This is a genomic window from Maribacter aestuarii (assembly GCF_027474845.2).
GTDB classification, from domain to species: Bacteria; Bacteroidota; Bacteroidia; order Flavobacteriales; family Flavobacteriaceae; genus Maribacter; species Maribacter aestuarii.
This window is the reverse complement of sequence record NZ_CP107031.2, coordinates 513,039-533,315: the sequence shown is the minus strand read 5'-3', so window position 1 is coordinate 533,315 and position 20,277 is coordinate 513,039. Positions and strand designations below refer to the sequence as shown.

Genomic DNA, 20,277 nt, shown 5'->3' with positions numbered 1-20,277 from the left:
TTAAATGTTTAACCAGTAGCTCAACTTTAGGTTGATGGAACGGAATTTAGGCTCAATGATACTCACTGAATAATTATCATTATACACGATGAAAAGGTCGGACAATGGAGCAAATCGCCATTGTAACCTAGAATTGATGCCCAAGTTATCCCTTTGGTTGCTGTATTGTATTAATGTAGACCAGAAAATGGACTTGCTAAAGGTAATATCAACTTTAGGGCTTATCAGCCAAATAGCAGCGCTTGGAAATGGATCTGGTAAATCTATTTGGTCATAATTAAAGGTCATTGACAATTGTGCCTTAGGTTGAAAGCGCATGACCATACGGCCTTGTAACGAGAATCGATTTCCGTTGAAGAATCTTCCTAATGTAGACTGGATATTATACGAAAAGAGTCTTCGCTGATCAGATTGATATCCAACCTCTGCGTTGTTATAATGGTACCCTACTTCTCCGGGCAGGGGAATGGCTCCTTCTGTACCCGTGGGGTCAAAATCGTTAAATAAAAAGGTGTAGGTATTGGTGAACTCAATTCTGGCCTGAGATTGATCGTTGAATTGTACCTCGTATCGGCCTCGAAAATCATAATCCGTATTTTGGAAATTTCTGCTGGGACTCCATCTGATATTAGGAAAAAACTGAATTGAATGATTTTGGACAATTCCTGTTTTTGGCCAAAATACCCGTTCCATACTTAGTATCTGCTTAAAGATATCTGTCCTGCGTACAAAACCTAAATCGGAACGAAAATCTTCGTCCACAAACGTACTTTTAGCAAATAGGTTGAACTTTCTAGTGTTATAGCGCATAGCTATTCCAGAAGCAAAATTTCCTGTGTTATCCCCTGGTTGGAATGATTTATGGGTGAAAAATTTGCCGTTCCAGGTGTTGTTCTTAGAGGCGAGATTATAGTCAATACCTAAAACTCGGTTGTACGCATCATTAGGTTCAACAAAATCGTAATCTTTAAAAGATTGTTTGTTAATAAAGAATGCTCCGATGTTGGAGCGAGAAAATACACGCTGCTGTATGGCTAGGACGGTATTGTTATTAGAAGGAATTTCGTTTTCAAGGTCTTCTGCCGTCTGAATGTTCAGCACACCAATTCTAGTGTCGTTTGTTATTTTACCACTAAGGCGTACCCCTCCCAGAAGGTTATTTTCTATGGTATTGCCAACGGTGTCTTGGGCGATTCCTATACGTCTAGAGAAAAACGGACTCACATCAAAACCATCACCGAAACTTGCAAAAAGATCATTATTATCAATAAAAAATTGGCGTCGCTCCGGTAAAGCAATCTCAAAACGGGTAAGGTTGGTTATAAAATTGTCTACCTCTACCGTAGAGAAATCCGGGTTAAGAGTTAAGTCAAGATTTAAGCTATTGCCTATTGATACTTTGGCATCTGCACCTACCTTAAAATTATCCAGATTTTCGCCATTGTCAAAATCTCTTGCCTGAATACCATTTACATAGGGGATGAAAGCAAAAGGTGTCCTTGATTTCCCCAACGGTTTCTCAAAGACCATATCTCCCATGAAAGCGAGATTGTATATCTGCTGATTTTGTGGGATTCTTGTCCAAGTACTTCGTTCATTAGATTGCGTTTCAATACGATAGCTGTTAAACCGCCATTTGGTGGACCCTTCTTCAAATTTCAAGGAGGTAAGCGGAATAATCATTTCTGCCGTAAAATAATCGTCGTAAATTTTAGCATCTCCTTTCCACTTTACGTCCCAAGAGAGATTAAAATCATCTTGTCCGGTACCACCGTTCGCAATAAGGGCTTCACGTCGAACACCATAAGGGTTTATACCAAATAAAAAAGCATTGGTGCCATCATTAAAAGTGTCAAAAACTAGAGAAAAACTATCGCTCCCGCTACCTCTAAAATCACGTTGTAGCGATTGGGTAGCATAATTTGTACCACTGGAGTAAGCCTTTATCCCTACATAGATATTCTTGTCGTCATAAAGAATTTTAATTTGAGATTGCTTTCTTGCCTGTATGGAATCTGTCGGAAAATATTCCCAAAATTCATTGGCGATTCCAGCCATCTCCCAGATGGGCTCGTCTAAATTACCGTCGGCGATAATGGTTTCGGAAATCTGTTTAACCATGAATGTCTTACGTTCTTTTTGAGAAAAAAGGGTAGTAAAAATCAAGGAGAAAATAAATACTAAAAAAGCTCTCGTCATAGGAGTTTCTTCCAAGTGGATTCCAAATTTAAGAGTTTAGTCGGATAACTAAATTCAATTACGGTAATTTATGCCAATACATTTAAATTAGATATTGAGCCAATAGGTCAACTTAAGGTTGATGGAACGGAACTTCGGCTCTATTATATTCACGAAATAGTTGTCATTATAAACAATGAAAAGGTCCGATAAAGGAGCAAAACGCCATTGTAATCTTGAGTTGATGCCTAGATTATCCCTTTGATTGCTGTATTGCAAAAGTGTTGACCAAAAAATCGATTTACTAAATGTAATACCCACTCGTGGACTTACCAGCCAAAGGTCCGCACTGGGGTAAGGATCGGGTAAGCTAATTCTATCATAGTTAACATTAAGGCTCAGACGTACTTTGGGTTGCAACCGTAATGTTGCTTCAGCGCTTGTCGAAAAACGTTCACCGTTAAAAAAGCTGCCAATTGAAGCATCTGCCTCAATGGCAAATACATTGGCTTGATTAGACTGATAGCCTACGCTTACGGAACCAAAAGTATATCCTTGGTTTCCTGGTAGTTCAACAGCGCCATCGGTACTGGTAGGGTCAAAAGACTCCGTTAGGAAAATATAACTATTGCTATACTCCACTCCAAATTGAGAAAAGTCTTTCATATTGAACCGATAGTTCAACATGATATCATGGTCGGTTTTTTTATAGTCAAGACTTGGACGCCAAGTTATAATTGGAAAAATTTCCAAACCATGGTTGTTAATCGGTCCCTTTTTAGGCCAAAAAAGCCGTTGTACCGAAGTGGCAGATTTAATGATATCTGTTCGTCTGATAAAACCAAGGTCCGACCTAAAATCATTATCAACATAAGCTAAATCCGTAAAGACGTTCCAAAACCTTGAATTCCTACCTAAAAAAGCACCCGCAGAGCCGTTACCCTCACTATCTCCAGGTTGGAAGGACTTGTGCGCATAGAATTTTCCGGACCAAACATTATTCTCACTGGCGAGGTTATAATCAATTCCCATAACCCTATTGTATTCATCCTCTTCCGTTATATAGGATTCATTTCCGAAGGCTTGGCGGTTGATGAAAAACACCCCTATGTTAGAACGTGCAAATACGCGTTGTTGTAAGGCAAACATCATATTATTATTCGATGCTATTTGCTGCTCTTCATTCTTGGCGGTCTGTATATTCAGAAATCCTAGTCTTAAGTTGTTATTCAGTTTGCCGCTTAAACGGATTCCCCCTAGAATATCATTTTGAACAGAATTACCTGCACTGTCCGTAGCTATACCTATTCGTCTTGAAAAAAAGGGGTTGGCGTCCCTACTGCCACCAAAGCTTCCGAACAGGTCATTATTGTCTACGAAAAACTGCCTTCTTTCCGGCAAGGACACTTCAAAACGGGTAAGGTTGGTAAAAATGGCATCGACTTCAACATTGGAAAAATCCGGGTTTACGGTGACATCCAAGTTCATGCCGTTACCAATGGCTATTTTTGCATCGCCCCCAATCTTTAAACCACTAGTGCTCGTATCCGTCGTAAAATCCTTGTCGGCAATCGTGTTCACGTAGGGGATAAGCGCTAACGGTGTACGAGAGCGCCCTAGAGGTCTTTCAAAATACATATCCCCCATAAATGCAAGGTTGATAACGCTTTGGTTCTGTGGAATTACGAACCAATTGCTTCTTTCGTTGGACTGCATGTCAAATCGGTAACTTTGAAAACGCCATTTCGTCTCTCCTTCCGAAAATTTCATAGAAGTTAAGGGTATGGCCATTTCAGCAGTGTAATAACCATCGTAGATTTTACTTTCCCCTTTCCACTTTACATCCCAAGAGGTGGTAAAACCTCTCAAGTCCTGCCCACCCCCCGAAATTAGAACCTCTCGCTGCACTCCGTAGGGGTTTATTCCGAACAAAAATGCATTTGTACCATCATTGAAGGTATCGAATATAACACTAATGTTGTCGTTGCCACCGGCCCGAAAATCCCGTTCCAGAGAGGGAATCACGTAATCCTGGCCCGGAGTATATACCTTAAGTCCTACGTAAAGCGTAGTTTCATCCGTAAGCATACGGATATCGGTCTGGTATTGTGCCGGTACATCATCCGAGGGAAAATACTGCTGGAATTCACCTGCACTTTCGGCAAGGGCCCAAGCTGCTTCGTCTAGAACGCCATCGATAACAAATTTATACGTTGTATGTTTTACTGTAAATGATTTGATAGGGTTCTGGCCATAACTGCCGAAGGAAAAAAATAAAAGTGCTATCGCACTTAAAGCTCTGGTCATTACAAGTTAGAATTAGCTGGCTTCAAATTTAAACTAATTCATCGTTAAGAAAATCCCAAATCTATTCGTTTTTTTTGCTTTTTGGTTCTCGTTTAGCCTCTTTTAAACTCTTCATTAGCATCCATTCAATCTGCCCGTTAGTGCTGCGGAATTCGTCCGCAGCCCACTTTTCAATAGCTTTTAGCATATCTTCACTTACCCGTAATGCAAATGCTTTTTTCTTACTCATCTATTTCGATAATGTACATCGATATTCAAGAATTTTTTCAAATCAATTTCAGCATTCTAATCCTTGGAAAACCTTTAGTGATTTAAAGTACCTGTATTAACAATGGGAGCTACATCTTTATCCGAACAAAGTACCACCATTAAATTACTCACCATGGCCGCTTTCCTTTCTTCGTCCAAATCTACCAATTGCTTTTTACTGAGTTCGCCTAGTGCCATTTCTACCATACTTACCGCTCCCTCCACGATTTTATGCCGTGCCGCTACAATGGCGGTTGCCTGTTGTCTCTTCAGCATAGCGTTCGCTATCTCTTGCGCATAGGCCAAATAACCAATCCGTGCTTCCAGAACCTCTATACCCGCCATGGAAAGTCGTTCCTGGACTTCTTTCTCCAAAGCTTCACTGACCTCATTGAGACTGGAACGTAATGTAATATCCTCATCAAGGCCTTCATCCGCAAAATTGTCATAAGGATACATGCTTGCCAGTTTACGAACGGCAGCATCGGTCTGTACGCGAACGAAGTTTTGATAATCGTCGACATCAAATGCGGCTTTGTACGTGTTGGTAACTCGCCAGACTAAAATGGTGCTGATCATGATAGGGTTACCCAGTTTGTCATTCACTTTAAGTCTTTCGCTATCAAAATTACTTGCCCGCAAAGAGATTTTCTTTTTGGTGTAAAATGGATTCACCCAGAAAAAACCATTTTTTTTGATGGTTCCCACGTAATTTCCAAAGAGTAATAGGACTCGGGAGCCGTTCGGATTTACCATTACAAAGCCAGCAATACATATAATCGCTGCAAAAATCATAAAAGCACCCACATAGATTCTTAATAACGCCACTCCCGGGATAACTAGAAATAGGCAAATAACAAGCATTACATAACCGTTAAATGGACTGTAGTTTTTTTCAGTTGACATAGTATATGATATTAAAATGATATCATAAATATATCACTTAATTTTTAATATCTTCCTTTATCCCCGAAATTTCTTGCTTTTTTTCTTGTTTGGATTTTTGAATAAACGTTTAAAGAAACCGTCTCGCTTTACAGGTTCACAATCCAAAGCGGTAATTACACCTTCGTCGGGCGGAGGAAATTTGGCCTTGGTGAACTTATTAAAAGAGGAGTCTTTGTTCAGTTTTTGATACCAAAGTGCAAATAGCGGTAGGGCGGCGTTGGCGCCCTGACCTAAATTTGTGCTTTTAAAGCCTATTTCATGATTGTCCAACCCTACCCAGGTAATGTGCACCAATTTTGGAGTTAGTGCCACGAACCAAGCGTCCTTGTTGTTTTGAGTGGTACCTGTTTTACCCGCGATGTCGTTAGATAAACCATAGGTTGTTCTAATTCTTGATGCAGTTCCTTTATTTACGGTAGACTTCATCATTTCTAACATAATTTGTCCGTTTTCTTCTGAAAATGCGGCTTTATCATCATTTTTAGGCTCAAATCGGGCTAGAACGCTATCATTTCTATCACTAATTGATTTAATGATGAATGGTTCTACGGATTTGCCTTTGTTGAGGTAGCTAGTATACGCTTTAGCCAATTCAGTTATTTTTATTTCACCAGTTCCCAAAGCCAATGAAGGCTGGTTGGGAAGTTCCGCTGTAATTCCCATTTTTTGGGCTTGAGCTAAAACATTGTCAATCCCTGTTTTCTCCAATACTTTAACCGCTATGGTGTTCACCGAGTTGCTTAGACCTTCCTCCATGGAATAGTTGAGGTAAGCCTCATCTTTTTCGCCGGAATTACTGGGAGACCATCCTTTTAGATTTTCATAGGCCACTTCCTGTGCAGAAAAATAGGTGCAAGGTTCAATACCTTGTTCCAATGCTGCCGTGTAAACGATAGGTTTAAATGTTGATCCTACCTGACGTTTGCTCTGTGAAATATGATCGTACTTAAAGTGTTTAAAATTAATCCCGCCAACCCAAGTTAGTACCTCCCCAGTTTCAGGATTTAATGCTAAAGAACCGGTGTTTAAAAATTTGAGGTAATGTTGAAGACTATCCATGGTACTCGCCTGTTTCTCTATATCACCATCCCAACTGGCCAAGGTCATTTTACGCTTTGTCTGCTTTATACTATCCATTATTTGGGTTTCCTCAAGCCCTTGCTTTTTTAAGTTTTTATAAGCCGATGTTTGTCGAGCCATTTTACGAAGAAATTTATCATCTTTTAACCATGGCGCATTTTGACCGTAACTTTTCTCAAATTCTTGTTGAAGTTTGGCCATATGGTCCACCATAACTTCTTCAGCAAGTTTTTGCATTTCATAATGGAGGGTCGTATAGATTTTAAGACCGGATGTGTATATATTCAATTCATTTCCAGACTCGTTTTGTTGCTTTATCCAAAAAAGCATTTGTTTGCGTACTTCTTCCCTAAAATACGGTGCTAATCCGGAATTGTAATCGTACTCCCTATAATCTAGTTGTAAAGGGCTCGCCTGTAAATTTTCGAGTTCATCATTGGCAATAAAGCCATTATTTTTCATAGTGGTCAAGACAAGGTTGCGCCTAATGCGACTCTTTTCCGGAAATATTCTAGGATTGTAGCTATATGTTGCCTTTAGCATTCCTACTAAGGTGGCGGCCTGTAATAAGTTTAAATTTTCTGTACGGACATTAAAGAACTTGAGGGCGGCACTTTCAATACCAAAAGTGTTATCCCCAAACGAGACCGTATTCAAATAATGGGTAAGGATTTCTTCCTTGGTATATAGGCGCTCCAATCTTTTGGAAATAATCATTTCCTTGATTTTATCGACAATTATATTGGTGTTGTTCCTATCCTTCCGGGGATACAGATTTTTGGCCAGTTGTTGGGTAAGGGTACTGCCTCCGCCAGAAGATTCATCTCCCATTATAACGGTCTTTACTCCAACCCTGAACAGACTTGGAAAGTCTACGCCAGAATGTTCGTAAAAACGCTCGTCTTCAATAGATACTAAGGCCTGCAACAGGTGTTCTGGGAATTCCTCATAAACGATGGGCTGTCTGTCATTTAAGTAATATTTACCGATAAGAACACTGTCCGAAGTAAATACTTCCGATGCTACCTGATATTGGAAACTGGAAAGTTCTTTTTTACTAGGTATTGTACCCCACAGCCCTATATTGATACTAAGCAGAAATATAAGGAGCAACGTAAATATACACAAGAAGCCCAAAATTGAATAACGTAGGTACGGCGATTTAATTTTTTTAAAGGCAGATAGTATCCTGTTCATTTTCGCAAGGTCTAATTTATAATTGAGCTGAAGGAAGTTTTAACAATACCTTAAAATTTGATGTCCTATTTTTGAGCAAATTTAGACCATGCGAACAATTTACTTTTCATTCCTGATAATCTTTCAAGTTTCTTTTGCCAATGATATGGTTTGGTCCAAGACCGGTCATAGGGTAGTGGGAGATGTAGCCGAGGAGCACTTAAGCCGCAAGGCCAAAAGAGCTATTACTGATTTGCTGGATGGACAAAGTCTGGCGGCAGTCGCTAATTTTGGTGATGAGATAAAGGCGGATAGGAAATATAGGGAGTTCAGTGCCTGGCATTATGTAAATTTTCCTGCGGATAAAAAGTATACCGATGTAGAGCCTAGTGAGTACGGTGATTTGGTTATAGGCATCAATACATGCATAAGTACTGTCAAAAACTCCAATAGCAGTAGGGAGGATAAAATCTTTTATTTGAAACTTTTGGTGCACCTCATAGGCGACTTGCACCAACCTATGCACATAGGGCGGTTAGAAGATAAAGGCGGAAATGATCTCCAATTGCAATGGTTCGGAAGAGGAAGTAACCTACATAGGGTCTGGGATAGTAACATGATAGATGACTATGGGATGAGCTATACCGAACTGGCGGACAAGCTCCCAAAACTATCCAAAGAGGAACTGAAGGAGCTGAAAAAAGGGTCTGTTTTGGATTGGGTTGAGGAGACCCAAGAAATCACAAATCAGCTGTATGAATCTGTAGCCCTAGGTGAGAAATTAGGATATCAATACGGTTACAAATGGTGGGGCACTGTTGAGGAGCAACTACAAAAAGGAGGTATTCGTTTGGCCGTGGTTCTGAACGATCTCTTCAAATAAACATGTAAGACTTTACTATCGCTTTGAAATCTTGTTGCCTGTAATTTGCTTTTGACGGGAACTTTTGAATCGATCAACATCCGTAGGTCGGAGTTTAGCGTGTTTCGTAGCCCTACCTTGAACCCTTTTACGCCACATTCTAAAGCTGCTCGGCTTCATTTCCCTGCGCATGATTTCTATGGTCTCTTGTTCGGATATTCCAAATTGAAAGGTAATGGCGTCAAAGGTTGTACGGTCTTCCCAGGCCATTTCTATAATACGGTCCAATTCCCGTTCTGTAAATTCTTTTTCCATCGCACTGCAAATATACGAACCATATAGGGAAATCTTTTTGGCATGACATTTGAAAAATCATCAATGCGTTTAGAGATAAGGACTTTGGAATAGTTAGCTTCTATTTTAAAACAGTCTTAAATTCGGGAAAATGTATAAAAATCGGTTCTCACAGCCAATCTTTTTATTTGATGATTCGAAAAGTTAGGTTGATCCGCTCGCCTATTTCGCGCGCTGTTTTCGCAATCTGGTGTTTCCAAAAATGTTGTGTTTCCCCTTTCATGAGTAGGAGGCTCCCATGTTCTAATAGCAATTTATGTTTTTCGGGTTTGGTGTTGTGTTTCATATGAAAAAACCGCTCTGCACCCAAACTTACGGAGGCAATGATTGGGTTTTGCCCCAATTCCTTTTCATTATCGGCGTGCCAGCCATTGCTATCTCTTCCATTGCGGTAAAGGTTTAACAAACAGGTGGTAAATTCGCAATTGGCCAAAGTATCAATTTTCTCCTTTAATTGAAGAAGTTCTGGACTGAAAGCTTTGGGATACATGGTAATGTTAGAATAGGAATAGGCTTTATCATTATTGGAATAAAGTGCCGTAAGCCGTGGCTGGGGATAGACCTTTCCAAAGACCTTAATATCATCCTGTTGCCAAGCAATGGATTTTTTTAAAATTTTAAAATACGAATCGGCTACTTCCGGACTTAAAAAGTTAGGATAGTAGTTTACGTCCGCATCGGGGAGACTTAAATCTAAATTATTATTAAATAGATTTGACATTAGGTCAAGACCGTTTTAAGCTGATTTCTGTATTCCGACGGGTTCTGACCGGTGAAGGCCTTGAACGACTTGTTAAAATGTGAGAAGTTATTGAATCCACACTCAAAACACACCTCCGTAATGCTTAAGGGTTTTTCGGCAAGTAGCTTGGACGCATGCACTAAACGATATTCGTTCACAAACTGTATAAAGGTCTTGTTTGTTATTTTCTTGAAGTAGCGGCAGAAAGAGGGAATGGTCATACTCACCATATTTGCTATTTCTTCCAAAGTAATCTCTTCCTTGAAGTTATTCTTAACATGGTTGAAAACAATATTGATGCGGTCGTTGTCCTTTACATCGGTTTCCAAAGAAAAACCTTCTGCATTGAGCAAACGAAATTCCGTAGAAATACTTAGTTCATTAAGGATATTTAAAATGGACAACAAGCGTTGAAAATCCGATTGATACTCCAAAACCTCCATCTTTTCTCCAATCTTTCGTTTGGTGGCCCCAGAAAATGTAATTCCGGCGTTCGCAGTTTGAAAGAGGGTCTGTATTTTTTTCATTTCGGGTATGTTGAAAAAATCGTTCCCCAAAAAATCCAGTTTCATCTGTATGACCGTCTCGCTGGTATTTCCCGTGAGTCTGTCCGTTAATCCACAATGGGGCAGATTACTTCCTATTAAAATAAGTTCACCATTCGTATAATAGGAAACATGGCTACCTATTTGCCGTTTTCCCGAACCTCCGTTCACATATACCAATTCAATTTCAGGATGATAATGCCAAACATAGTTTTTGTTCAATTTTTGTTCATCGAATTTCTGATAGGTAAAGGAGTGACCAAAAGTAGGTTCAATAGCTTCAAAAGTAGGTTTCTGTGCAATCATATAAGAACTGTTTCTAATTATAAAATTAGACAACCTCTATTTAGGAGATATTTGCAAAATTACCTAAAATATGTTGAAAATTACCTTTTATTACTATTTAACACTTTGTTAAGGGTAAAAAAGAACATAAATCGGAGAAATATGAAGTAGTCTAACCTTGAGTTTGGTCGTAAGTTTGTCCTGTTACTTATTTATTAATCTTAAAAAAACAGATTATTATGAAAACAGTTTTAAAATTAACAACAGTTATCGCCTTTTTACTTATTACAGTAGTTTGTACTGCAAGAGAACCAAAGGTAAACTTGATAGCTTCTAGCGAAGCAAAAAGTTTAGTTTTAACGATGAACAATACATCTTCAAAGTTTGGTATAAAATTCATGGACGAAGACGCACATGTAATTTATTCCGGAAAACTTTCCGAGGGTAGTTTTAGTAGAAAATTCGATTTAAGCAGTCTAAAAGATGGATTGTATTTTGTTTCTGCCGAGGATGAGTTTAATACCTACGTCTATACCGTTAGTATAAAAGGAAAGGAAGTTAAAATTGTAAATATGGAAGAAGCGTATAAACCCTTTTTTAGAAGAACTAATGATAAAGTTTACATAAACTTCTTGAACTTGGATAAGTCTGATGTATCGGTTAAAGTCTACGATGCCGACTATAGGGAAGTTTATACCGAAACGTATACCAATACGTTAATCGTTGAAAAAGCTTTCAATTTTGCTGGTGCCTATAAGGGAAGTTATTCGGTAGTAATCTCCGACAATGACAACACCTACACAGAAAGTTTTGTAGTTAATTAAGTTGGTTTAATTTAGTTTCAATTAAAAGGGGGCTGGAGAGTCCCCTTTTTTCGTTTTAGAACCTCAGGTACCAGTACGCCCAGAACATTAATCCAAATTGAAGGGGTATTCGCAATAACAGTATCCATTTTGGTATACCGGCTGCTGCTTTCTTGTCGCTTAACATATAGAAATGAACCAAAAGAAAAATGGTCAACATCAATATAATACCATAAATAGCCATGTTCTTAGTAAGAGCAAAGCATAATCCTATTCCCAACAGAACTTCAGCTATGCCACTTAAGAAAACCAGATTTTTATGGTTGGGCAGGTATCGGGGCATTATCCTGAGATAAGCCTTCGGTTTTATAAAGTGCATGATACCAGCAAATATGTACATAGCCGCCATAAGGTATAGGTGCCAGGGATAGGCCATACTCATGATAAGTACTTTTTAAATCGGTCCTTCTTGTATTGCGGGACCGCTTCATTGTTCATAAAAAGTTGCAATAGTTCTTTTGGTTTTTCCTTTAGGAACATCAATTCATAAAATTGCTGAACGGTAAGTGTGTTTTCCGATTCCTTTACTAATTCTATGCTATCGCCCTTGGCCACATTGCCCTCCTTTAAAACCTTTACATAAGTCCCCGGATGGTTGTGGTCTATAAACTGTTTTAAGATGTCTTGAGTGCCAAAACGAACACCCAATTTATAACAGGGCTCCCTGGGTTGTGAGACCTGGACCATAGCTTCACCTATTTTGTAGATATTGCCAACCTTAATCAGTGATTCGTCCAGACCTTCAACAGTAAGGTTTTCACCGAACATGCCCCAATCCCATTCATGCTCTGGATATACCTTTTTCCAATAGGGGTAGTGGGCGGCTGAAAACAGGTAACATGCCTTATTTATTCCAGCGTGGTGTACGCGATCAATGACCGTATCGTTTTGTACATCACTTTTTGTTAGAAAAAGAGGGTTTTCAGTGGGATATTTATAAATTCCAGTTTGTTCTTCTTTCCCGTTCCATTCAAAAGTTACGGGCTTGCCAATATTGGTGGAGATTACCTTCATGGTATAAAAGTAGAAAACCACCGTGACAGCACAGTGGTTTTTACGTCAATTTTTATTTCCCATATTATTATTCTTCCTTATCTAATTTTTTAGTCAAAAAGAAACCTATTAAAAGCCCAGTGCCTGCCATTAAGAATATAGAACCTGGCATAGCAATATCTTCATCTACATTAAAGGAACTATCTAGGACTCCTCCAATCATGATACCAGCACCTATTCCCATTAGTAATAAAGCAAGATTTAATATTAAGATTTTCCAAAAAGGAGCCGCCTTTTCTCGTTTGCCGCGAACAAAGATACTTGCTTCTGCACCTTTTTCAATTAACGCTAATCGTTCTTTGTTTCTGGTTGAAAAAAAGAGGTAACATATACCGAATACGACTAAGAATAAGCTGATGAAAATAAATGTTGGTCCTACCATTTTGATTGTTTTTTAATTGATTAATAAACTCTAGTTGCCCATATGACGTCAATTTTTAAAGTGAGGTTACACTTTTAATATTTTTTTATCTGTAACCTTGGTCATCTTTTTTACGTCTTATAGTCAAATGAGCCAAAATACAGACCAACCAATAATAAAGCTCATCCTGGCAGGGGATACAAAGTCATATGCCAAATTGATAACAAAGTATCAACATATGGTCTATAATTTGGCCTTAAGATTAGTCGGTAATAAGGAGGATGCGGAAGAGGTGGCGCAGGATACATTTTTAAGGGCGTTCAATGCCTTGGCGGATTTTAAAGGTGAATCCAAATTTTCAACATGGCTCTATAGAATTGCCTATCATAAAGGATTGGATGTGATCAAGAAAAAAAGAGAATTAAAGGTTTCCTCAATTGACAGTTATCCAAATTTAGATGTTATCTACTTGGAGAGCAGTTGGGACTCCTTAGAGGGTAAGGAGCAAAAAAGAACCATTAAGGAGGCGATGGAAGATTTAGACGGTGACGATGCTTTTTTATTGACGTTATTTTATTTTAAGGAACTATCTTTAAGTGAAATTGCTGAGATTAAATCACTACAGGCCAATACGGTAAAAGTGAAATTGTTTAGGGCCAGAAAACGACTGGCTAGTATTTTAAAGAAAAAAATGGAACCTGAAATAATAGAAGGTTATGAAAGAAAGTGAGCAGAAGCAAATGGATTTATTTCTAAAAAAACCATTAAGCATTTGGAATTGGAGCAGGTTCCACCTGAATTTACGGGCTCAGTAATGGCAAAATTGGAACAGTCTCAGATAAAAAGCCAAAAAACAGCCTATAGACCGTTGATTTCAAAACCTACTTGGTATGTTATGGTCCTGGTCGTAATTGGTGCTGGAATATTTTTAGGTTCTAGTACAAAGATTGAGAGCATGGAGTGGTTTTCTGTTATAAAGTTGAATATTATAGGTAGCACAAATTTTTTGAGTATGCTACAAAGTTTAACGATATCGGATACCGCTGTTTACGGTTTAGTGGGACTACTTATTTTTATAGTAATTCAAATAGTATATCTGAGACGGTTTTTCGCTACGCGTAGGGTGATTATTTAATCATCTGTAAAATACCAAAACGGAATAAGTGCATCGGTCACATCTTCTATTTTTTCATTTCTTTTTCTTTTGCGTTTTATTCTTAGAATGTGTTTCCCATCCTCTAAGTCGCCTATAGCCAGATAGGTTTCAAAATAGATATGGTCTTTATTATTGTTGGAAATGATAAAATCGGCATCCAGTTTCAAAGTATCGATAAGGAAATAATGGGTTTCGTTGAACATGTCCATATAAACTTTTCTAAGACTATCTCTTCTTTTGCCAGCAATAAGATTTTTTCTCCAGTTCCCTGTTACGGTTATTTCAGACCGGAGTCCTCTACGGTCTTTTTCAGGTTTTAATCCCTCGTTATAATTAAAGAGTTGATCTTCAATATTGTCGTCAAACGGTATAAGAATTTGTAGAAAGGAAGAATTAATCACTTTAGAGGGTATAGCTGCGTTTTTTATATAATCGCCTTCCTCGGTAATTTCATCCAAGTAATTTCTATGGTCGGCAAAAATGGCAGAGGCATTTTGCTCAGGGTCCAAATAATTGGATTTATTATAATTGAATGATGTTAAAAACAGAATTACTGCATAAACAGGGGTTAGGACTAACAATAGCCTTTTGCCGAATTTATGATCTAAAAAATTATAGAGTAACGGTCTGTACAAAAAGGATAGGGTTATAAAACTAAATACCCAATATATGGGAAAGTAAAGTGTAGAAATTACTCTGTTCTTCTTGAGGATTCCTTGAAAAAGAAAATCAATAAAGGTGAGTAACATGCCAAACACTAAAAAGAGAATCAAAGGAATGCCTATGCCCTTAGAGACCCAGTTTGGTAAAGTCTTACTATCTAAAATATAATTGGCTGTCAATGCCAAACATACTATCACCAAGGTAAAACCGATAACGTAAAAAATCAATAAAAAAGAAATGGCGAAGAGAACACTGCAATAATCTTCTAACCGGGCAATGTAGCGGTCAAAGGAAACTATTTTTTTACTTAAATAGTTTTTAAATCGGTCGCTATACTTCAGTTTGTCAAACTCAATATCGCCAGAAACATATCTGAGCCCCAAGGCACCTATCCATAATCCTCTTAAGACAACATGAAGTAGCAAATTAAAGAGTAGAATAGAGCAGGCTATTAGGAGTATTACATAGATTACAAAAGCATATATGTGTTCGTCGTTTTCCGCCTGGATTACTGCAATCTTGATTGGGGAATAGGCCGTAAAAAGTCCAAATATGGCGAAACCGGAAATAATGAGTTCTAGTTCCCAACTCTGTTGTTGAAGGGAGTCCAGCAATTTTTTAAAAGCAGGACTTTTATAATCGTTGCTCATTTTTTGGTAGTTATTTGATTATAAGATAAGAACAAATCCCATTATTTTTTAATCTTAGGACTCTTAAATACCTTGTTTAAATATTTTATTTGCGGATAATTAGCTGACTGATATTATTTTTACTTTTATAACCAATGGCCCTTTTAACCTTTTTATTGTTTACCGGATTCGTAGCATTTTATGCCACTTACAAACTACGAAAGGATAAGTTCAATACACGTGATGGTTATTTCCTTGGTGGTAGGTCGCTAACGGGTATCGTAATTGCGGGATCCTTACTTTTGACCAATATTTCCACCGAGCATTTAGTAGGTATGAACGGGTCTGCTTATCGTAACGGTGCAATTATAATAGCCTGGGAAGTAACTTCCGCGTTGGCCTTGGTTATTGGAGCATTATATTTTGCCCCAAAATACTTAAAAATGGGATTGACTACCATCCCTGAGTTTTTGGAAAAACGTTTTGATGGAGTTACCCGAACCTGTGTAGCCCTCCTTTTGATTATTTCATTCGTAGCTACTTTGTTGCCTATTGTTTTATACACGGGGGCGTTGAATATTGAGGCTATTTTTGAAATTTCGGGATTATTGAACATAACTCAAAGGGAAGGAATTTGGATTACCATTCTTGTGGTAGGAATAATTGGGGCCGTCTATGCCATTTTTGGGGGACTTAAAATGGTAGCATATACCGATACTATCAACGGCTTTGGTCTTTTAGTGGCAGGGCTTCTGGTTCCAATTTTAGCTTTGCTCAGCATTGGCGATGGTAACCCGTTAGAAGGCTTAAGTACCGTTTTTAAAAATAGTCCTGATAAATTTAATGTGGTCAGTACCGAAGTAGGTGTCGGTAAAGGTGCTCGATCCGCAATCCTTCCTTTTGAGGTTTTATTTACCGGCTTGATGGTAAATCAAATTTATTTTTGGACTATGCACCAATCTATTATTCAAAGAGTTTTAGGTGCCATCAGTCTTAAAGAGGCGCAGAAAGGATTACTATATACAGGACTTCTTAAAATTTTAGTGCCATTGATAATTGTACTACCTGGCCTCATAGGATTTTATTATTTCGGGGAAAGTTTATATGACAATCCGGATAGCGTATATCCAAAGCTGGTAAAAAAAGTATTACCCATTTGGCTAACAGGATTCTTTGTGGCGGTAATGATGGGTGCTATACTAAGCACATTTAATAGTGCTCTAAGTAGTGCGGCAACAGTTTTTAGTTTAGGAATATTTAAAAGATATATTTCTAAAAATGCTTCAGAAAAAAAATTGGTCAATATAGGAAAATGGACTTCGGCGTTACTGGCTGTTTTCGCTATTGGAATCGCACCTTTTGTTGCCAATGCCCCTGAAGGACTTTACCAACTTTTACAACAGTTAAATGGCATATTTTTCATACCTATTGCCAGTGTAGTGATAGCCGGTTTTCTTTTTCCAAAAGTCTCTGCCTTTGGCGCAAAGATTGGACTCGCTTTTGGTCTGCTCTTTTATATTGTTATGTACTACATCATGACGGTGAATCTTCATTTTGTACATATTTGGGGTATTGAATTTGTTTTGAATCTTGCTATAATGCATTTGGCGTCAGGATTTCGTCCATTGCGGAAACAATTTTATATGGAAGATTCGGGTCTGTTGGATTTGAATTCTTGGAGGTATGCCAAACCGTTCAGTCTATTTTTAATTGTGTTTACGGTAATTTTGTACCTTGTATTGGGGAATGTTTAAAAAAGGGAGTGAAGCACAAGGCATTGATAGTAAGGAAATTAAAATTTTGTATAATCGAATTTAATAATTGAATCTGTTTTAATGGAAGAAAAATCCTTCAGAAATTATGAAGCTCTGGATGTATCTGCAGCCGTCAAAGAACATTACCGGAAAATGCGCAAAAACCAAACTTTGGCCTATGTGCAGGAAATGCATAAAAAGTATTTGACTTTTGACAAACCAATGGGGCTATGGGAAGCTATGAGTCATTTAAATAGTTTAATTGATGTGAGTGATCCGGATTTAGACCTTCCTAACATCCAGCATCTGATACAGAGTGCAGAAGCAATAAGGGCCGATGGTCGTCCAGATTGGATGCAACTTACCGGATTAATTCATGACCTGGGGAAAGTCATGTTTTTATGGGGCTGTGACGCGGATGGAACGAGCCAAGCAGAACAATGGGGTATGGTAGGTGATGTATTTGTGGTAGGCTGCGCATTACCGGATTCCTGTGTATATCCTGAGTTCAATAGCTTAAATCCTGATATGCAACAGGAAGTCTATAGTACAGAAACGGGGATTTATGAAAAGGGCTGCGGAATAGATAATGTAGATTTAGCATGGGGCCATGATGAATATTTGTACCATGTGTTAAGTAACCATGAAACTAATTCATTACCGGAAGAGGGCATGGTCATGATCCGTTACCATTCCTTTTATCCCTGGCATAGTGGTGGGAGTTATAAAGCATTGTTGAATGAAAAAGACGCCACCTATTTAGAACTGATCAAGGACTTCAACAAATATGACCTCTACACCAAAAGTCAAAAAATATACGATCTTGAGGATGTAATTGAATATTACCAACCAATTGCAGAAAAATATCTAGGTTCGGGTCCTATTTATTGGTAACTAAATCTTGTTTTGTATTTGAATCAAAAAACATCTCATGAAGGATATTAAAAAGCCACTTTAATTAAAGTGGCTTTTTTAATTACATTAAGTTGATTCTACTTTACCATGCCATAACTTCGCTTTATAAACTCGGTCAATTCGGCACCTTTTAGCAACCCTTTGGACAATTTTGCCAAATCCAAGGATTGGTTGATTAACCGTTCCTTTTTCTTCGCCGTTTTGGTATTTAAAATCTCACCTACCAATTCATGATTGGTATTAACGATGAGGTTATACATTTCTGGCATGTTACCCATACCGAACATTCCGCCACCGCCACCGGTCCGCTGCATCTCTTTCATACGACGCATAAACTCCGGTTCGGTAATGATAAAAGGAGAAGCATTACTTTCCATAGCCTCCAGTTGAACGGTGTAGCTACTTTTCTCCCCAATAACCTTTTCCAGTTCAGATTTTAAGGTTTCTTTTTCCTCGTCGGATAGCTTAGAAATCTGCGTATCTTCTTTTTGAATCAATTTGTCAATATGATCCGCATCAACACGGGCAAAAGAAATTTTCTCTTTGGAAGTTTCCAATTTTTGCATCAAGTGACCAATAATTGGGGAATCCATGAGCAGCACCTCATAACCTTTAGCCTTTGCAGCCTCAATGTAACTGTGCTGCGCTTCTTTGTCCGAAGCATAAAGTATGACCAACTTGTCATCCTTATCGGTCTGATTACCTTTAATTTTCTCCTGTAATTCTTCAAAAGTAAAGTAAGATCCGTCTACTGTAGGGTATAGTGCAAACTTGTCCGCTTTTTCAAAGAATTTATCCTCGGATAGCATTCCGTATTCAATAACGATTTTGATATCGTTCCATTTCTTTTCAAAGTCTTCCCTATTATTTTTGAACAAGGAGTTTAACTTGTCCGCTACTTTTCTAGTGATATATGAGGAGATTTTCTTTACCGCACCATCCGCTTGAAGATATGATCTAGAAACGTTCAGTGGAATATCTGGAGAATCTATTACGCCTCGCAGCATCGTTAAGAACTCCGGAACAATACCTTCTACGTTATCTGTTACAAAAACCTGATTTTGATAAAGCTGAATTCTGTCCTTCTGAATGTTCAAATCATTCGTCAACTTTGGGAAGTATAATATTCCGGTAAGATTAAACGGATAATCTACATTTAGATGTATATGGAATAAAGGCTCCTCAAACTGCATGGGATACATTTCCCGGTAAAAACTTTTATAATCTTCATCCTTAAGGTCTGCTGGCTGTTTTGTCCAGGCTGGATTAGGATTATTTATGATATTATCCACTTCCTTGGTAGGAGCAGGGTCGTCTTCTTTTGCACCTTCTGGTTTTGGAAGCGTCTCCGTCTTCGTTCCAAACTTAATAGGAACGGGCATGAACTTGTTGTATTTGCGCAACAGCTCGGTAATTCTATTCTCTTCTAAGAATTCCGTTGAATCCTCGGCGATATGTAAAATGATCTCCGTTCCGCGTTCTTTTTTCTTAGATTTCTTTATGGTGAATTTTGGGGACCCATCACAGGACCAATGAATGGCTGGCTCCTCCTTATAACTCTTGGTAATAATTTCTACTTTATCCGCAACCATAAAAGCGGAGTAAAAACCGAGTCCAAAATGACCAATAATTCCTGCGTCCTTAGCGGAGTCCTCATATTTATTTATAAATTCCTCGGCTCCGGAGAAGGCTACTTCGTTAATATACTTCTTCACTTCTTCCTCCGTCATCCCAAGACCTTGATCAATGACATGAAGTTTTTTCCCTTTTTTATCTACTTTAACTTCGATAATGGGATTTCCATACTCCACCTTGGCCTCGCCAATAGATGTTAAGTGTTTAAGTTTTAAGGTGGCATCCGTCGCATTGGATATCAATTCCCTTAGAAAAATTTCATGATCGCTGTATAAAAATTTCTTGATGAGCGGAAATATATTATCTACAGAAACATTTATTTTACCTGTTGCCATATTTTTTGGTTTTATTATTAATTCACTACTAACAGTCAAAAAAATACCACACTCGTCTTCGGTGACAAACTGGCATACTTTTTTGCTTAAAACTTTAACAAATATTTTGTTTAATTTATTTTATATAAAGTTAAACAGTATGTATCTTTACAAAGTGATTAGAAAAGGATTGCTATGAAAAAGATTC

General features: G+C 38.1%; 19 protein-coding genes. 6 read left to right on the top strand and 13 right to left on the bottom strand.

Features of this window, described 5'->3' with window-relative positions:
* The 5 genes from N8A89_RS02315 to N8A89_RS02295 all read right to left on the bottom strand — a co-directional run bounded on the left by N8A89_RS02315 (position 1) and on the right by N8A89_RS02295 (position 7,959).
* Positions 1 to 2,199 (bottom strand): DUF5916 domain-containing protein, encoded by a 2,199-nt coding sequence (locus N8A89_RS02315; protein ID WP_281540807.1) that lies wholly within the window; start codon positions 2,197 to 2,199, stop codon positions 1 to 3.
* An 87-nt stretch (positions 2,200 to 2,286) separates the two neighbouring features.
* Positions 2,287 to 4,485, bottom strand: a complete 2,199-nt coding sequence (locus tag N8A89_RS02310; RefSeq protein ID WP_289644849.1) for a DUF5916 domain-containing protein — start codon at positions 4,483 to 4,485, stop codon at positions 2,287 to 2,289.
* A 61-nt stretch (positions 4,486 to 4,546) separates the two neighbouring features.
* A complete protein-coding gene (locus tag N8A89_RS02305) occupies positions 4,547 to 4,714 on the bottom strand; it encodes a type II toxin-antitoxin system antitoxin (protein WP_281540806.1) in 168 nt (55 codons plus the stop codon).
* A gap of 74 nt (positions 4,715 to 4,788) precedes the next feature.
* Positions 4,789 to 5,640, bottom strand: coding sequence for an SPFH domain-containing protein (locus N8A89_RS02300; RefSeq protein WP_281540805.1), 852 nt, complete (start codon positions 5,638 to 5,640; stop codon positions 4,789 to 4,791).
* 57 nt (positions 5,641 to 5,697) lie between these two features.
* The gene (locus N8A89_RS02295) at positions 5,698 to 7,959 is read right to left on the bottom strand and encodes a transglycosylase domain-containing protein (protein ID WP_281540804.1); all 2,262 of its coding nucleotides are present in this window, start codon (positions 7,957 to 7,959) and stop codon (positions 5,698 to 5,700) included.
* An 88-nt stretch (positions 7,960 to 8,047) separates the two neighbouring features.
* On the opposite strand from N8A89_RS02295, the gene N8A89_RS02290 reads away from it, so the two are divergent.
* A complete protein-coding gene (locus tag N8A89_RS02290) occupies positions 8,048 to 8,821 on the top strand; it encodes a S1/P1 nuclease (protein WP_281540803.1) in 774 nt (257 codons plus the stop codon).
* Between the two features lie 15 nt (positions 8,822 to 8,836).
* Here N8A89_RS02290 and N8A89_RS02285 read toward each other — a convergent pair whose 3' ends face one another.
* The 3 genes from N8A89_RS02285 to N8A89_RS02275 form a co-directional block, all read right to left on the bottom strand.
* On the bottom strand, positions 8,837 to 9,115 hold the full coding sequence (locus N8A89_RS02285; RefSeq protein ID WP_281540802.1) for a TIGR03643 family protein: 279 nt from the start codon (positions 9,113 to 9,115) through the stop codon (positions 8,837 to 8,839).
* 163 nt (positions 9,116 to 9,278) lie between these two features.
* Positions 9,279 to 9,875, bottom strand: coding sequence for an alpha-ketoglutarate-dependent dioxygenase AlkB family protein (locus N8A89_RS02280; RefSeq protein WP_281540801.1), 597 nt, complete (start codon positions 9,873 to 9,875; stop codon positions 9,279 to 9,281).
* On the bottom strand, positions 9,875 to 10,747 hold the full coding sequence (locus tag N8A89_RS02275) for an AraC family transcriptional regulator (RefSeq protein WP_281540800.1): 873 nt from the start codon (positions 10,745 to 10,747) through the stop codon (positions 9,875 to 9,877). Before N8A89_RS02275 ends, N8A89_RS02280 begins: the two co-directional genes overlap by 1 nt.
* 218 nt (positions 10,748 to 10,965) lie before the next feature.
* On the opposite strand from N8A89_RS02275, the gene N8A89_RS02270 reads away from it, so the two are divergent.
* The gene (locus N8A89_RS02270; RefSeq protein WP_281540799.1) at positions 10,966 to 11,550 is read left to right on the top strand and encodes a T9SS type A sorting domain-containing protein; all 585 of its coding nucleotides are present in this window, start codon (positions 10,966 to 10,968) and stop codon (positions 11,548 to 11,550) included.
* A 55-nt stretch (positions 11,551 to 11,605) separates the two neighbouring features.
* On the opposite strand, the gene N8A89_RS02265 is transcribed toward N8A89_RS02270, so the two are convergent.
* From N8A89_RS02265 to N8A89_RS02255, 3 genes are all read right to left on the bottom strand, one after another.
* Positions 11,606 to 11,965 (bottom strand): DoxX family protein, encoded by a 360-nt coding sequence (locus tag N8A89_RS02265; RefSeq protein WP_281543325.1) that lies wholly within the window; start codon positions 11,963 to 11,965, stop codon positions 11,606 to 11,608.
* Between the two features lie 2 nt (positions 11,966 to 11,967).
* On the bottom strand, positions 11,968 to 12,603 hold the full coding sequence (locus N8A89_RS02260; RefSeq protein WP_281540798.1) for an MOSC domain-containing protein: 636 nt from the start codon (positions 12,601 to 12,603) through the stop codon (positions 11,968 to 11,970).
* Between the two features lie 67 nt (positions 12,604 to 12,670).
* Complete coding sequence (locus N8A89_RS02255; RefSeq protein ID WP_289644848.1) at positions 12,671 to 13,024, bottom strand: DUF6249 domain-containing protein; 354 nt, start codon at positions 13,022 to 13,024, stop codon at positions 12,671 to 12,673.
* A gap of 127 nt (positions 13,025 to 13,151) precedes the next feature.
* Between N8A89_RS02255 and N8A89_RS02250 the strand changes: the two genes are divergently transcribed.
* Together N8A89_RS02250 and N8A89_RS02245 are read left to right on the top strand one after the other, a co-directional pair.
* Complete coding sequence (locus N8A89_RS02250; RefSeq protein ID WP_281540797.1) at positions 13,152 to 13,733, top strand: RNA polymerase sigma factor; 582 nt, start codon at positions 13,152 to 13,154, stop codon at positions 13,731 to 13,733.
* Positions 13,734 to 13,775: 42 nt separating this feature from the next.
* Positions 13,776 to 14,138, top strand: coding sequence for a hypothetical protein (locus tag N8A89_RS02245; protein WP_289644847.1), 363 nt, complete (start codon positions 13,776 to 13,778; stop codon positions 14,136 to 14,138).
* Here the strand turns inward: N8A89_RS02245 and N8A89_RS02240 are convergent.
* Positions 14,135 to 15,472 carry a hypothetical protein gene (locus N8A89_RS02240; RefSeq protein ID WP_281540795.1) on the bottom strand — a complete coding sequence of 446 codons (1,338 nt, stop codon included), beginning with the start codon at positions 15,470 to 15,472 and terminating at the stop codon, positions 14,135 to 14,137. The two genes, N8A89_RS02245 and N8A89_RS02240, sit on opposite strands and share 4 nt — an antisense overlap.
* 134 nt (positions 15,473 to 15,606) lie before the next feature.
* Between N8A89_RS02240 and N8A89_RS02235 the strand changes: the two genes are divergently transcribed.
* On the top strand, positions 15,607 to 17,205 hold the full coding sequence (locus N8A89_RS02235) for a solute:sodium symporter family transporter (RefSeq protein WP_289644846.1): 1,599 nt from the start codon (positions 15,607 to 15,609) through the stop codon (positions 17,203 to 17,205).
* Positions 17,206 to 17,286: 81 nt separating this feature from the next.
* A complete protein-coding gene (locus N8A89_RS02230; RefSeq protein ID WP_281540792.1) occupies positions 17,287 to 18,099 on the top strand; it encodes an inositol oxygenase family protein in 813 nt (270 codons plus the stop codon).
* Positions 18,100 to 18,197: 98 nt separating this feature from the next.
* Here N8A89_RS02230 and htpG read toward each other — a convergent pair whose 3' ends face one another.
* A complete protein-coding gene (gene htpG, locus N8A89_RS02225; RefSeq protein ID WP_281540791.1) occupies positions 18,198 to 20,090 on the bottom strand; it encodes a molecular chaperone HtpG in 1,893 nt (630 codons plus the stop codon).
* Positions 20,091 to 20,277: the final 187 nt, after the last annotated feature.